This is a genomic window from Sphingobacterium sp. JB170 (genome assembly GCF_900163865.1).
In the GTDB taxonomy this organism is placed as follows: Bacteria; Bacteroidota; Bacteroidia; order Sphingobacteriales; family Sphingobacteriaceae; genus Sphingobacterium.
In genome coordinates this window covers 185,724-199,605 of record NZ_FUKU01000057.1, presented here as the reverse complement: position 1 = coordinate 199,605, position 13,882 = coordinate 185,724, and the positions used below count along the sequence as shown (strand labels likewise).

The 13,882-nt window shown below is 44.4% G+C and carries 10 protein-coding genes; 6 read left to right on the top strand and 4 right to left on the bottom strand.

What is annotated here, in order from left to right; translation table 11 throughout:
- Window positions 1-57 precede the first annotated feature (57 nt).
- The gene (locus tag FM107_RS19560; protein ID WP_179204510.1) at window positions 58-228 is read right to left on the bottom strand and encodes a hypothetical protein; all 171 of its coding nucleotides are present in this window, start codon (window positions 226-228) and stop codon (window positions 58-60) included.
- A 482-nt stretch (window positions 229-710) separates the two neighbouring features.
- On the opposite strand from FM107_RS19560, the gene FM107_RS15115 reads away from it, so the two are divergent.
- Window positions 711-1,655, top strand: coding sequence for an acyl-CoA desaturase (locus FM107_RS15115; protein ID WP_256959568.1), 945 nt, complete (start codon window positions 711-713; stop codon window positions 1,653-1,655).
- Window positions 1,656-1,936: 281 nt separating this feature from the next.
- Window positions 1,937-2,128, top strand: coding sequence for a cold-shock protein (locus tag FM107_RS15110; protein WP_086949313.1), 192 nt, complete (start codon window positions 1,937-1,939; stop codon window positions 2,126-2,128).
- Between the two features lie 250 nt (window positions 2,129-2,378).
- On the opposite strand, the gene FM107_RS15105 is transcribed toward FM107_RS15110, so the two are convergent.
- From FM107_RS15105 to FM107_RS15095, 3 genes are all read right to left on the bottom strand, one after another.
- Window positions 2,379-3,434, bottom strand: coding sequence for a phytase (locus FM107_RS15105; protein ID WP_086949312.1), 1,056 nt, complete (start codon window positions 3,432-3,434; stop codon window positions 2,379-2,381).
- An 11-nt stretch (window positions 3,435-3,445) separates the two neighbouring features.
- On the bottom strand, window positions 3,446-6,232 hold the full coding sequence (locus tag FM107_RS15100; protein ID WP_086949311.1) for a TonB-dependent receptor: 2,787 nt from the start codon (window positions 6,230-6,232) through the stop codon (window positions 3,446-3,448).
- A gap of 283 nt (window positions 6,233-6,515) precedes the next feature.
- Complete coding sequence (locus tag FM107_RS15095) at window positions 6,516-6,701, bottom strand: hypothetical protein (RefSeq protein ID WP_086949310.1); 186 nt, start codon at window positions 6,699-6,701, stop codon at window positions 6,516-6,518.
- Between the two features lie 363 nt (window positions 6,702-7,064).
- Between FM107_RS15095 and FM107_RS15090 the strand changes: the two genes are divergently transcribed.
- The 4 genes from FM107_RS15090 to FM107_RS15075 all read left to right on the top strand — a co-directional run bounded on the left by FM107_RS15090 (window position 7,065) and on the right by FM107_RS15075 (window position 13,835).
- On the top strand, window positions 7,065-9,215 hold the full coding sequence (locus FM107_RS15090) for a glycosyl hydrolase (protein WP_086949309.1): 2,151 nt from the start codon (window positions 7,065-7,067) through the stop codon (window positions 9,213-9,215).
- 33 nt (window positions 9,216-9,248) lie between these two features.
- Window positions 9,249-10,148, top strand: a complete 900-nt coding sequence (locus tag FM107_RS15085) for an AraC family transcriptional regulator (protein WP_086949308.1) — start codon at window positions 9,249-9,251, stop codon at window positions 10,146-10,148.
- A 106-nt stretch (window positions 10,149-10,254) separates the two neighbouring features.
- A complete protein-coding gene (locus tag FM107_RS15080) occupies window positions 10,255-11,688 on the top strand; it encodes an arabinose isomerase (RefSeq protein WP_086949307.1) in 1,434 nt (477 codons plus the stop codon).
- A gap of 716 nt (window positions 11,689-12,404) precedes the next feature.
- A complete protein-coding gene (locus FM107_RS15075; protein ID WP_086949306.1) occupies window positions 12,405-13,835 on the top strand; it encodes an arylsulfatase in 1,431 nt (476 codons plus the stop codon).
- Window positions 13,836-13,882 lie beyond the last annotated feature (47 nt).

The window sequence follows — 13,882 nt, the reverse complement described above, 5'->3', positions numbered from 1 at the left end:
GCCTGTGATGAGCTCAAATTTTCATATCAGTTTATCTGGTTTCTGCTCGCTCCTAGGTTAATTGTGTTTATCATTTTTAGACTTCTTCCAGCAGATGCTGATTTCCCGATCGCCGGGAACTTGAAGTTCCATGTTACCGTCCGCTACTTTTTCCTTAAATGGATCGTCATTACCTTTATTTTTGAGGCTGTATGCGGGTAACGTGCCGGATACAGCATTGATTTGCATCCCAGTATTGAGTAAATTTCGGCTCGGAGTAAGTGAGGGTGGACGTGTGCGGCTTTTCTGCCAGTAAAATCGGAAGTAGGGTAATGGAAATGCACCATAATACCTTCTTTTCTTCTATTTCTTTGTTACTTTGGCTTTGTTGAATAAAATATCTAACGACGATATTTATTCGTACTTTTGCGTTCAGCACGATTTTATTACGCTCTTTTTAAAGGTAGTCGTAAATTAGCAATTTAAATCTGGCATTTTAATTGAACAATATTTTTATAATAGAGAAATTAGTGTTAATTTGTAATTATACACACACACACAGAAAAGTTCGAATAGTTAACTTTAGTCATATCAATACAATCCACGCGCGCACGATGCAACCCTCCTTAAAATTCAGCAATGTCAACACATTGTTTTCTAAATCTTTAAAACAAAAGATAAATCTTTATTTCGAACAGGAATCTAAAAAGAAATTCGGCAATAGAAGGTTGATGCTCAAAGCTATAATACTGCTGTTATCTTTAGCTGTGTTATACGTTACCTTGGTATTTGTGCAGCCGCACTGGATTATCGGTGTCATTCTATGTGCCATTCTTGGGGTCAACTTCGCAGCAATTGGTTTTAATATCATGCACGACGCGGGGCACAACTCTTTCTCGGATAATAAAAAACTCAATTCGGTGCTATCGTACTCCTTAAACCTTTTAGGAGGGAATATCTATTTATGGAAGCTCAAGCATAATATTGCACATCACACCTATACGAACATCGATGGGGAAGATCATGATATTGAAATTAAGTTCATGCGTATTCACCATGACCAGCCCTTGAAAAAGCATCACCGCTTCCAGCATATATACTTTATGTTGCTGTACGCGATTTCCTACCTCGCGTGGATCTTCTTTCAAGATTACGAAAAGTATTTCCGTCGGCGTTTGAGCCCTACATCCGATAAGTTCAATTTTCCAAGACAAGAGCATATTATTTTCTGGGTGAGTAAATTTATACACTTTCAGATATTTATTACTATTCCCATACTTGTGGTGGGGTTTGTTCCCACGCTTATCGGGCTGTTGATAAGTAGCATTGTATGCGGAATATGCTTAGCGACAGTCTTTCAGCTTGCGCATGTCGTGTCTGAGACCGAGTTTAACACCGTGGAGAACTGTAAGATTGAAGATGAATGGATGATTCATCAGCTACGATCGACGGCAAATTTTGCCACTGGCAGTAAAGTATTAACCTGGTTGCTGGGCGGGTTGAATTTTCAAGTCGAGCATCACTTATTTCCGAAAATTAGCCATGTCCATTACCCGGCACTGAATCGGATCGTTAAAGAAACTTCAAAGGAATTCAATATAAAGTACAACGAGTATAAGACTTTTTTTGGCGCTTTGAGATCGCATTTTATGGTTATTAAATTGATGTCAAGATAAATTCTTTGATATTCAATTTATTATACATATCTTTGCTATATAATCAGGCCCTGCCTACGCTTTTCTGAAATCGATCAGTTTACTTTTCTCTTTTAGTTTTTGCATTATCAGTTGCTAGTTGTTATCATCTAATCGATGCAGTAACTTTTGGAGAATGTACTTTCATACTCTTTGACTACACATCTTTTCTGTTTAACATAATGATTATTTAGGACGCTCGCGTTCTAATTAGGAATGGCGTTATGCCTTAACAAAAATAATTTAATTTAATACATTACACAATGCAACAAGGAAAAGTGAAATTTTTCAACAGTACAAAAGGTTTCGGATTTATTACACCTAACGACGGTGGTGATGATCTATTTGTACACACAACAGGTCTTAGAGACGAGATAAGAGAAAACGATGAAGTTACTTATGACGTTGAAAGAGGTCAAAAAGGACTTAATGCGACAAACGTTCGCATCGCATAATTACTCCTTCAATAATTGTTATTGGGAAATGTGGCTATAGCTTTTTGCTTTAAGCCACATTTTTTTTGCGCTCAATTTTCCCGCATTCTTGCCGCGGGAAATAAAATTAGCTAGTGATAGTTTCTTTTATATACAAAAGGTAGGTTAAGGTCTGCCAAAAGTACTTCGAAACAGGGACGCCCCAAAGATCACTATCACTTTTGGGGCGCCGAGCGGTGTTTCGATAAAGCCTTTGATGGCTCAAAATTTTTTAATGGCTTGCCTCGATAAGGTCTTGGATCATCTGCCAGTCGTAATAATGAAATACCATGCCATTACTCATCGCTACGATCATCCCTTGCGGGAACTGCGAGCCGATCGGCATGGAGATCGCCTCGAGGCCATCGCACTCAATCGCTGAGACCGGAACTTCGGCAATAAGCGTATACTGATTGGTATTTCCTGCATCGCCCTCTCTAGGATATATGTTAAAAGAGTTGTTTTGCTGATTGGAGGCGACCAGGTAACCGGTGCTGTCCGAGGTTTTATAGATTGCTAGACCTTCATGATCGTCTTTAAAATCCTCTTGTCCAAACAACGCGAGCTCTTGGTTTCCTTTAGACGGGTCGGCGTAGTATTTATGGATACCGAATCCTTCGTCCGAATAATAGATATAGCCCAGCTCATTGTCTACAACAATGGCCTCGATTTCTTTGCCACCATTGAATGCTCCAAATTCGCGAACTTTTTCCCCGGTGATCACGCCGCTGTTATCTTTAAGCTCATATTGATAAAGATAGCTGCCTGTAGGTCCCGTTTTGCGGCCCACCACAGCAAAAATTTTAGTAGATATGCTATCGCTCTGTGTATATAAAGCGACGCCCATTGGCGACTTTTCTTCCTGTCCGTCAAAGACGGGAATACCGCCATTATCAAGAGGCGTTAAGTCAGGCAAACTGAATACCCGAATTTTATCGGTGCCACGCTCGGTAACAACGGCTATATCAACCTTTTCTCCGCCTAAATTAAAGCCGTAAGCGATATCGACATTGTTCGGACGGTCTAATGGAGTTACTTTATTGATGATTTTCCCTTGCGCATCAAAAGCATAAAGACCACCTGTCTTTTCATGCTTATCAGTACCGATCACCAACATATCGGTGCTGTCATTTGGATTCACCCAGATTGCCGGGTCATCCGTGTCATTTGGCACCTGCTCGGTAGTAACAGTAGGCTTTAGTGCATTCTCAGCAACAGGAGCGTAATTGTCGCCACAGGCTGAAAGTAGGGCGGTTGCTAAAGTTAGTATGATGAACTGTTTTCTCATAGTTTGTTTGCTTAAAGGTCAAATTTAAGACCTAAGGTATAACGTGGTTTATAATATTCTAATTGACGCATCCGCTCCACTTCTCCTTGGTAGTAACGGAGTGGCTGATTGGTTAAGTTGTTGGCCTCGGCAAAGATACGAAGTGATTTTCTGATTTTATAGGATGCGTTTGCATCTAAAAAGAACTGCTTGTCGTAAAAAGCATCCGTGAACGCGTCATCGCCGATTTCATCGAGATAGGCTGCTGTGTAGTTTGCCGAAACACGTGCAGAAAATTTGCTGTTTTCCCACGACAGCGAACCGTTCACCATATGCGGGGCTGTTTGTGGAAGACCAAGTCCTTCACGTAGCACACCATCCTCGCCGGCGATACCTTCGGCTTTAGATTTAGTATAGGTGTAGTTGGCATACACGGCGAAACCTTGCAGGAAGGGGCCTGGAAGGAAGTCCAGTTGCCGCTGGATGGCAACCTCAAAGCCATATACATCGACCTTCTCACCATTGCGGTATTGTGCGAAATCCCACGTATCACCCCCATCAATTGGGTTTTCTAGTGTTGGGAAGACCTGATCGAAACGATCGGCCGTGAAGCTTCGATCGTTATACATGTAGATGAAATTCTTTAAGCGCTTATAGAAAGCACCTCCCGAAATGATCCCTACGTTTTGAAAGTAGCGCTCCAGCATAAGGTCATAGTTTGTCGAGTAGGTAGCCTCCAAATTTGGATTTCCCGCAAAAAGCTCTTTATCACCTAAGTTTGAGTTTACGTAGGGAGCGAGTGCGTAATAATTCGGGCGGGCTAAGCTGGTGGTAACCGCGGCGCGTAAAACGAGGTTTTTGGAAAAATTATGTTTTAAAGTAATTCCAGGAAGGATCTGCGTGTAGTCGTTTTTATTGTTGATCTCGCCGGCCAATTCCTCTTCATCGACCACGTTGTTACCCGTGTAGTCAATTCGGGTATGCTCTAAACGGGCACCTAATATTAAAGCCGTGCTTTCGGTAATGTTTTGATCCCAGCGGACATAACCGGCGTAGATCTGCTCTTTCGCGCGGTAGTTCTGCGATAGGAACTCTTTGGGATTTGACTCCCGCTCGAATTGTGAGCGGTCCGCTAGGTTTAAGCCGCCCAAGAAGTTTTTATCCACAAAAGACCCTGCAGCATAGCGCTCTCCCTGATCCCAACCTTTAGCGTTCCAAGTTTGGATCGGCAATTCCGCCATGTTATCAAACCCCGATAAGGGGCTATATTCAAAGAAGTTATTGTCACGCTCTTTGGTCTTCATCCGCAGGCGTACACCGAAGCGTATTCTTCCTTTTTGGCCGTCGATCACCGATAACGGTACACGGAAATTTAGCTTAGCACCAAACTCATCTTCATGCGTATTGTTCTCGTTCTCCGTAAGCTCATTTAGCTCAAAACTCGAAAGATCGTTAGCCTGGTCGCTAGCAAAAGGTAGGTACGGGTCGCTAAAATCAGTGTTTAGCATAGCGCCTTCTTGAACGTACGATATGTACCGCTCATTAGGGCGCCATTCCGAGGCGCGCGAATAGGAAGCTGCCCAGTCCATATCTAGCGTCGGCAATAATATATGCTCCCCCTGTAGCGAGAAGTTCATAACCGATTGACGCTCCAAGCGGCGTCCTTTGTTTCGGCTGTTATCGACACCCCCTTTGGTTTCGTGTTCTATCTCGCCAATATAGGTGTCGGCCTCGGCATCATATTCTATGTCCGAAAAGGTCGTTGCAAAGCGGTTCTCGCGGTCATCGCGCCAGTTATACATCGCATTCAAAGCCAACCTGTTTTTAGCGTCAATATCATAATCCCACGCCGCCGATACGCTGCGCCGGACACGGGTAACATCGTATTTACGAATCTGCAATTCTTTTAGGAAAACATCACCTTCATCTTCGTCCCATTCAGCCTCAATATTATTCGATCCGAAATCATTGGTCTGGATCGTTCCACTCAAGACCAGCCCCATTTTGTTATCCATAAATCGATTTCCGTAAATTAATGAAGCGTTATAGATTGCCTTTTCACGGATCGGCGCATAGCCGCCACTCAATGTAGCGGAGATACGCTGCTTATTTGGGGCGGCCCGCGTAATAAGGTTAACGCTACCTCCAATGGCGTCGGCATCCATATCCGGTGTTAATGTTTTGTTCACTTCGATTGAAGAGATCATATCTGAGGGGATCAAGTCCATCTGTACATTTCTGTTGTCTCCTTCTGCCGAGGGAATACGGTCTCCGTTCAGCGTGACCGAGTTCAGCTCGGGCGAGAGACCGCGAACGATGATGTTTCTAGCTTCGCCCTGATCGTTCTGCATCGTGATCCCGGGGATACGTTTTAATGCATCGCCAATATTTTGATCCGGGAAGCGCCCTACTTGATCTGAGGAAATGATATTGGATATATTGTTGTTGCTTTTCTGCTGGTTCAAGGCGCGCGCTTGCCCTTTGGCGATATCGCCAATTACTTGAACTTCGTCAATCGCGCTGCTCGCAGGAACAAGACGAACTTCAATTCCTTTGTCGCTGGTGGTGATTTTTTGCTCGAAGTGGTTGTACCCCATATAATCAACATTCAGGGTGTAGGTGCCATCCGGTAGGTTTAGAAACTCAAAGTTTCCGTTAGCATCCGAGACAGTATGCCTATTGCCTTCCTGGAGTCGTAGCGATGCTCCCGGCAAGGAAAAGCTGTCATTGCTATCTATAATTTTGCCCTTTAATACGGTCGTTTGCGCAAGAGAGACGTAGGAAATAAAATAGAATATTAATAGTAAATATATTCTCATGGGGTTAATAGTTGTTTGCCCCAAAAGTATATATTGGAATTTACAAGTTTATTAACCCGGTATTATCAATTTATTAACAAAAGATACACCCTGATGGCTTCTCTAGAAGAAAAGCTCGGAAAGACTTTTTCTGACTGTATTGACTCCATGCGGCTAGAAATTATGTGGTTGTTCGTCTATACCGAATAGCGTGGAAGTCAAGCGCTGCCGCAGCCGGGCAACCGTGTTTAGCTAATCCCCATAGCAAGGGGAGGGGCAAGCCACAAAAGGGATTTGCGTATTTTTAAGCTTCGTCCTTGGTGTTTTTTACCAGCGAAATACCTGAAGAAAAGAATATAAGGCCAATAATACCTACCACGATCAGCATCGTATAGTCGGTGCTTTTGTTAATTAGCTCGTATCCTGTGTAAATAAGTCCAACAATCCCCAGCACAGTGAGAACCGTTCCGAATGTGCGTTTTACGTTCATATATATTTAGCTTTCTATTTCCAGTTGCAATTTTTATGCCTCTTGCTGCGCCAGAAGGAAACCCTCTCCTGCACGCAAGAAATAAATCTGCCGCCGCAAATGTTATTGGTCTTAGGTAAATATAAGTTTATTTGCGCAATCCAGGTAATGTTTTTTTAGCGGTAGCCCGATCGAACTTTGGTTTTCTTATATTAGGATGCATCTTGAAAAACAGCGGTGGATTGCGTGAACAGAATAGTTAACGGACTGCGTTAATGTCAAAAAGGACATGAAAAATGCCAATTAAGGTTAACCGTTATTTTTCGAGAGTATTAAATTTGTGTTACCACGAATCGAATTATAACCCGCTACCAGGAAAATAGTATGAAATATTTGTTACTTTTTATTGCGCTGTTTGCTGGCTTCAACTGGACTATATCAGCGCAGGTTTTAAATAAAATGGAAAGCGCTTTCAAAGCTTTGCCTAACCAGTACCGCCCTATTCCGCTTTGGTTCTGGAACAATACAACTGTGGTTCCCGCAGAAATCAGATCACAATTAAAGCAGATACAGGAGGCCGGATATGGTGGGGTAAGCATTTTGCCGTTCGGTAAAGATTTTATGCCCGAATACCTGAGTGAGGGTTATTTTCAGGCGTACCGAGCGAGCCTGGAGCAGGCGCGGCAGCTGGGCGCTAAGCTGCATATATACGATGAATATGGGTTTCCCAGCGGCACAGCTGGCGATATTAATGGGGATGGTGTAGGCCGCTTTAAGCTGCGCTACCCGGAGCTAACCAATAAGAGGCTGGACAAAACAGAATTTATCCCGAAGATGGCAGGAAGCTATAGCGTGAGTCTTGAACAAAAAGGCCTTATGGCGATTGTAGCGATGGATACCCTTACTTTGCAGCGTCTGGATTTGATAAAAAACGTTAGCGACGGAGTCCTACACTGGACGGTACCTAAAGGAGATTGGAAGGTAATGGCTTTCCACTGCGTTGATGCGGGTAATTCGATCGTAGATTACCTCGACCCCACGGCCGCCGAGCTGTACATCGAGATGACCCATGAGCAGTATTTTAAGCGGTTTGAGCCTTACTTTGGGGAGGTGGTGGACGCTACATTTTTCGATGAGCCGACAATGTATTACGGAGAAGGGCGTACCTGGACACCAGCATTCAATGAGAAATTCGAGAAAAGGCACGGCTTTAGCCCCGCGCTGCTATATCCGGCGTTATGGTACGATATCGGGCCCCAGACCGCCGAGGCTAGAAATTACTTATTCGCCTTTCGATCCGAACTGTTCGCCAGTGGATATATCAAGAAGGTTAACGACTGGAGTAACGAGCACGGTCTTTACGCGACGGGGCACCTGGACAACGAAGAGGTTTTAAACGCCGTGGGTACCTCTGGAGATTTTATGAAAGCCTTTAAATACCTTGATGCACCAGGGATTGATAAAATTGGGGGCGATCGGCCGGCAGAACGATTCTATAAACTAATTAGCTCGGCCGCATACAATTGGGACAAATATCGCGTAATGTCCGAGACATATGGCGCCATGGGTAACATAAGCTGGAACCAGATATACGCTATAGCGATGGAACAGTACGCTAAAGGCATCAATACATTAATTCCACACGCTGTTTGGTATGATGATCAAGATGTTGTTTTCCTTCCTGAGCTGTCCTTGCGCAATCCTGTATACGCGGATAGTCTGCGCGGATTTAATGACTACCTCACGCGGCTTAATACAGTGCTACAAAACGATGGTCGATGGTTAGGCGATATAGCCATTGTGTACCCCATCGAGAGCATGCAGGCAGATCATCGCTTCGATGGACCACTGGATTTCTACCAAGGGGGAGTTGAACTTCCGTACCTAGATTATATCGATATTAGCGTTAATCTATTCGATAGCTTGGGGTACGATCATATGTTTCTACACCCCGAGGTGCTCGAGCAGCAGTGCCAAGTAGATCATGGCCGTTTACGGCTCAACAATAAAAGGCAGCACAATGATTTTACCGTTGTAATTGTTCCTGCTACAACGACAATCAGCTGGAGTAACTTAAACAAGCTCTACCACTTTGCGCAGGCCGGAGGAACGGTGATATTCTCCAGCCGCCTGCCCAAAAAGGCAACGCTGCGCACGGATAATGAGCGACTAGTAGCCCTGGTAGATAAAATGTTGACACTTAATACGGTACACTTCGTCTCCAGCGCAAGTGTGGCGCAGCTGAAAATGGTGATGGGTCAAGTCCATAGCCCTTTTCTATTGAAATTTGAGCACGACCCGCTGCCCGTAATTCAAAAGGAATTTGGAGGCAAGCGCCAGCTGTTTCTAGCCAATCCTACAGCGGAAAACAAAACGGCTACTTTTGTCTTGCAGGGGGAGTTTGCGCTTTCGAGCTGGGACCCGCATACCGGCGAGATTATCCAGGAACCTCGCGGCATCTCCTGGGGCGGGAAAACGACCCGCGTGCAGGTTGAGCTAGCGCCCTTTAAATCCCTGTTTTTAATTGAAAAATAACGAAAAAACCCGATTTACGGATCAGTAGATAAAATGGAGAATTATAACAAATATTTACCCACTAGCGAGCTGGATAATAAATGGGGTATGACATTGCTAAATGTCGGGTGCGGACAGATTTATAGTACCGATGTTTATCCTGCTGCCAAGCATCCCGAGGCCTATGAATTTAAGTGGCAAAACGGACGTATATTGCGAGAATACCAATTGATCTATATTTCGCAAGGAAAGGGCATTTTTGAATCGGGCAGCTCCGGCCCCCAAAATATAGAGGGCGGTACCATTATATTACTATTTCCTGGTGAATGGCACCGTTACCGGCCAGACCCGAGTACCGGATGGGTAGAATACTGGGCGGGATTTAAAGGACATCTTGCCGATTCCGTTGTGGGCAGTTCTCTGTTTGATAGACGGGCGCCGTTGATCGTTACAGGCGCGCATCCGGACATCATTAGTTTGTATGAGGGAATCATGGCTCATACGCGCTCGGAGTTACCCGGCTATCAGCCATTGGTCGCAGGGATGGTTGTGCATCTTCTTGGGCTCGTGTTTGCCTTGAGCAGGCAGCGTACCTTGACTGATGAGCGAGGTGACCAGCAGCAGCTGGTGCAAAAGGCTAAGGTTCTGATTCGGGAACTGGCGCAGAGCAAAACGGCTATCCAAGAGGTAGCCGCGAAGCTGCAAACGGGTTATTCGCACTTTCGCAAGATATTCAAAAAACATACGGGCCTTGCGCCCGGACAATACCTGAATCAGTTAAAGATCGAGCGTGCTAAAAGTCTTCTTTTATATTCCGATAAGCGGGTTAAAGAGATAGCCTATGAGCTAAATTTTGAGTCGGAAAACTATTTCTCTAAATTTTTTAGACAAAAAACGGGACTATCACCACTCGCATTCAAGCAAGCCTACTGCGTGACTCACGCAAATGCGTAAATGCCAAAATATACCGTATATATGTCATTTTAGTTAGGCTATAGTCTCCCGCCCGCCCCTATATTCGTAGTAGCATTTATAAATCGTGAATTAAATTATCTTCTTTATGGCATATAAGCAGCAACTTCATGTGGGCATTTTAGGTATTGGTCTAGAAGCATATTGGGAACAATTCGACGGGTTAAAGGCCCTGCTAGAAACGGATTTAGAAGTCGTGTCGGCACGGATTGGAGGATTTAGCGCAAACTGCTTAAATTTCGGGCTCGTTGATAATGTCGACCGCGCTTTTCAAGTCGGTAGCCTCTGTCGCAGCAAAGAGATCGACCTGGTGTTTGTCCACTGCTCGACCTATTCGCTCTCGGCTACACTTCTGCCGATCTTGCAGCGTGCTAAGGTGCCCGTTATAATCTTAAACCTTTCCCCGCAGGGGGCGATCGATTACCAAAACTTTAATAAGCTCTCTAGTCGCCGCGCGATGACTGGGCAATGGTTGCGCTTTTGTGGCGCCTGCCCCGTTCCCGAGATTGCCAATCTCATGAGCCGTCTAGGCATGCCTTTCTATGAAGTGACCGGGCTGTTGGATGAAAATGATCCCTGTTGGCAGCAGGTTAGCGAGTGGATCGCTGCGGCCATAGTCGTAAAAACGATGGCCTCTAACCGTATGGGCGCTATTGGTACCTACTATTCGGGGATGTTAGATATCTATACAGATCTGACAAAACAGCTCGGAACATTTGGCGGTCACATCGAGATACTCCCGATCGACGAATTGACAGCGATACGAAAGCAGATAACCCCTGAGCTGGCCCAGGCTCGCGTAGAAGAGTTTTACCGGCAATTTGATATTCGGCCCGATTGTGAAAAGGATGAATTAACCCGCGCGGCATATACTTCAATTGCGCTAGACCAGCTGGTGGAGACCTATCAGCTTGGGTCTATCGCTTACTACCACAAAGGTGTCCCTCAAACAGAGAACGAAGACACCATAACATCCATCATACTCGGTACATCGCTGCTTACCGCGCGCGGTATTCCGGTGGCCGGAGAGTACGAGATTAAAAATGCACAGGCCATGAAAATTATGGACGCCCTGGGCGCTGGTGGATCGTTCACCGAATATTATGCCCTTGACTATCAAGACGACGTTGTATTAATGGGGCACGACGGTCCGGGCCATATCAAAATTGCCAATGGAAAAACAAAAGTACGGCCGCTTGAGGTTTACCACGGTAAAGTTGGTAAAGGGTTAGCCGTGGAGATGCAGGTGAAAATTGGTCCCGTAACCCTGCTTTCTGTTGTAGAGAACGCCGGAGGTGAGCTGATGTTATTATTCGCCCAGGGTGAGTCGGTCAAAGGTCCGATACTTGAAATCGGAAACACCAACAGCCGCTATCGGTTTGCAATAGGCGCGCGTAATTTTGCACAACAGTGGAATAGTCACGGCCCTGCGCATCACTGCGCAGTGGGATTGGGGCTGCAGGGTTCAAAAATAGAAAAGATTGCAAAGCTGTTGGGTATTCGATCGGTAAAAGTGTGCTAGCAGCCTTTAACGTTCTTTTAGCAGAAGTAACCGTATGATTATTGATTTTTATAGAACTACTTTTGACTTTTGATGAAGTTATATCTCACCAAAACTGTGGTTCAAAAGGAGGTTTTGGTGGGACATAAGGCTATATAACTTGCTAAAAACCCTATTTTCTTAATAATTAGCGTAGTATGAAATGATGTTTCACTAGGTTGTAAATTCTGATCTTTTCGTGCGTATAGTTATTTGAAGCGAAGGTACATTGTCATATTTCAATATAAATGAACAAATATCCCACCGATGTTTCACGTAAAGTTCCTTGTGTTTTCAAATTATCAGCGTACGTAAAACTAGTGGCCGGATGAGTCTGAGAACGTTTTTTAAAAAATTATGAAAACAGTTTGGTAAAACTTTGCTTATATTACTGATCTACTTTTGTTGCAGTACATCAACTGTGGAACCCCATAACCGATGATCTTGTGCGCGTACACCGCCGAACTTCCGGCTCGCAAAGGAATCTGTTTTGGAAGAAACAGTATACGCATTCTTGCTAAATGTTGAATATTGCCGATAAATTTCTTAATACGGATGTATTTCACCTAAACGGCAGCAGAATAGATAACCGAAAATTCAGTTTTGCACGCGATAACCTTTGGCTCGTTCCTTCGCTTGCAATTCAGTATAATAATCAATTGACGCAAAATCCCAATTACGGGAAATAAAAATTAAAGATGAAAAAGCAAATTCACATTTTTACCCTTATCGTTAGTAGTATTTTACTGACCCAAAGTCTGCACGCGCAAACGCAGAAAGTGCGTAAACCGAATATCATATTTATCCTCGCCGATGACTTGGGGTATGGAGACGTTAGCGCATATAACCCAAACTCACCGCTTGTTACGCCAAATATCGATCAATTGGCGGCCGACGGAATTAAGTACACCCGGTTCTATTCGGGCAGTACGGTCTGCGCCCCGTCTCGTTGCGCGCTGATGACCGGACGGCATATGGGCAGCGCTTATGTACGAGGAAACGCAAAAGGCAAAGATGGTACGGGTGCGCTGCGCGAGCAAGACATCACCATCGCTGAAATTTTACAGGATGACGGCTACAAAACAGGTATGTTTGGTAAATGGGGATTAGGTGATGTGGAGAGCAAAGGCGCACCCCACCTGAAAGGGTTTGATAATTTTTACGGCTACTTGGATCAATCCCATGCGCATAATTATTATACGGATAGTCTCTATGAAATTAGTTCAGGTAAAACGCAAGTTGTGAAGGTAAGCCATGCGGACTACACGCAGGATTTAATTTCAAATAAAGCGCTTACCTTCATTAAGGAGAATAAAGACAATCCATTTTTTTTATACTTGCCATTTACCCTGCCGCATGCTGAACTCATCGTGCCTGATAGCCTGCTGAAAGCATTCCAAAAAGAAGATGGATCAAGTAAGCTTGAGCCCGAAACACCTTATGTAAAGAAAGGAAATTATAATAACCAAGCGCAGCCTCACGCGGCATTTGCTGCTATGGTCAATAAGTTGGATACCGATGTGGGAAGAGTGGTGGATTTGATAAAAAGCCTAGGACTGGAGGACGATACCTACATCTTTTTTAGCAGCGACAATGGGCCGCATAAAGAAGGAGGGGCCGATCCGGAATTTTTTAACAGCGGTGGCCCTTTACGAGGAATAAAAAGAGATTTATATGAAGGTGGGATTCGCGTGCCATTCATAGCAAAGGTACCTGGAAATGCTCATGCAGGTTCGCAAGTGGATGACCCATGGGCATTTTGGGATTTGTTGCCTACCTTTACCGATATCGCTAATCTGCAAGCCCCAAAAGATATCAACGGCCTTTCCTTTCAGGCATCTTTAACTGGTGTAGAACCGCATGCCAAACATTCAAGCTTATACTGGCAGTTCAATGAACAGGGCCTTTTAAAACAAGCCGTTTCTGGTGCGGAGTGGAAGCTCATTCGCTTTAAAAAAGAAGGTAAACCCGAACGCCTTGAGCTCTATAATCTATCAAGCGATATCGGGGAGAAAAACAATGTTGCTGCGCAAAATCCGAGAATCGTGAAGGAACTTTCAGCCCAGCTGAAAAAGGAAAATAAAAAACCAGAAAACCCCACGTTTGATTGGTCCAATATGGAGAATTAAACCGTATCCAATATTATTAATTGGTAAGGTTTCCTGATTTCAATACT

Coding starts and splice junctions, on each gene's coding strand:
- FM107_RS19560 (WP_179204510.1), bottom strand. CDS start 228: ATGCAAATCAATGCTGTATCCGGCACGTTACCCGCATACAGCCTCAAA.
- FM107_RS15115 (WP_256959568.1), top strand. CDS start 711: ATGCTCAAAGCTATAATACTGCTGTTATCTTTAGCTGTGTTATACGTT.
- FM107_RS15110 (WP_086949313.1), top strand. CDS start 1,937: ATGCAACAAGGAAAAGTGAAATTTTTCAACAGTACAAAAGGTTTCGGA.
- FM107_RS15105 (WP_086949312.1), bottom strand. CDS start 3,434: ATGAGAAAACAGTTCATCATACTAACTTTAGCAACCGCCCTACTTTCA.
- FM107_RS15100 (WP_086949311.1), bottom strand. CDS start 6,232: ATGAGAATATATTTACTATTAATATTCTATTTTATTTCCTACGTCTCT.
- FM107_RS15095 (WP_086949310.1), bottom strand. CDS start 6,701: ATGAACGTAAAACGCACATTCGGAACGGTTCTCACTGTGCTGGGGATT.
- FM107_RS15090 (WP_086949309.1), top strand. CDS start 7,065: ATGAAATATTTGTTACTTTTTATTGCGCTGTTTGCTGGCTTCAACTGG.
- FM107_RS15085 (WP_086949308.1), top strand. CDS start 9,249: ATGGAGAATTATAACAAATATTTACCCACTAGCGAGCTGGATAATAAA.
- FM107_RS15080 (WP_086949307.1), top strand. CDS start 10,255: ATGGCATATAAGCAGCAACTTCATGTGGGCATTTTAGGTATTGGTCTA.
- FM107_RS15075 (WP_086949306.1), top strand. CDS start 12,405: ATGAAAAAGCAAATTCACATTTTTACCCTTATCGTTAGTAGTATTTTA.